We start from the raw sequence: 848 nt of genomic DNA, 5'->3' as shown, positions 1-848 counted from the left end.
CCACCGGCCCGGGCCGGCGCGGGTGACCCGTCGCCACTTCCGGCTGGCGCCGGCCGACCGCGACGCGCTGAACCAGGCGGCGCACCGCCGGGGCGTCACCCCGGCGATGTCGGTGGCGACCGCGTTCGCCGAGGTGCTCGGCGGCTGGAGCGGCCAGCCGCGGTTCCTGCTCAACGTGCCGCTGTTCGACCGCGAGCAGGTGCACCCCGACATCGACCGGGTCGTCGGCGACTTCACCAGCTCGGTGCTGCTCGACGTCGACCTCACCGACCAGGTGCCGTTCGTCGAACGGGCCCGGCGGGTGCAGACCAGGCTGCACGCCGACGCCGCCCACGCGGCCTTCTCCGGTGTGGAAATCCTGCGTGAGGCCGGTCGCCGCCGCGGCGAGCAGCTGCTGGCGCCGGTGGTGTTCACCAGCGCGCTGGGCCTCGGTGAGCTGTTCGACCCGGCGGTGCGCGACGCCTTCGGTCGACCCGAGTGGATCATCTCGCAGGGCCCGCAGGTGCTACTGGACGCCCAGGTCACCGAGTTGGACGGCGGCCTGCTGGTCAACTGGGACGTCCGCGAGGACAGCTTCGCCCCCGGTGTGGTGGACGCGATGTTCACTGCCTTCGAGGGACTCGTCCGCGCACTGGCCACGCCGGGCTCGGACCTCGCCGGGCCGGATTCGGCGTGGAACCAGCCCGTGGACGGGCTGCTCGACGCCGCGACGCGCGCGGTACGCACCCGGGTCGGCGACGTCGCCGGGCCCACGTCCACTCGGCTGCTGCACGAGGGGTTCTTCGCGCAGGCCGGGCGGCGTCCCGACGCGCCGGCGCTGCTGTGGGGCGGGCCGGGCGGGCCGGGCG

Annotated in this window: 1 protein-coding gene; it reads left to right on the top strand. The window is 75.1% G+C overall.

The genetic code is table 11. The features are described 5' to 3' along the window. Positions 1-848, top strand: an 848-nt coding sequence (locus MXD58_RS25885) for a condensation domain-containing protein (RefSeq protein ID WP_250610334.1), incomplete at both ends; no start/stop codon positions are given.

The sequence above is a fragment of the Frankia sp. AgKG'84/4 genome (assembly GCF_023242965.2).
In the GTDB taxonomy this organism is placed as follows: Bacteria; Actinomycetota; Actinomycetes; order Frankiales; family Frankiaceae; genus Frankia.
This window is presented reverse-complemented; position numbering and strand designations above follow the sequence as displayed.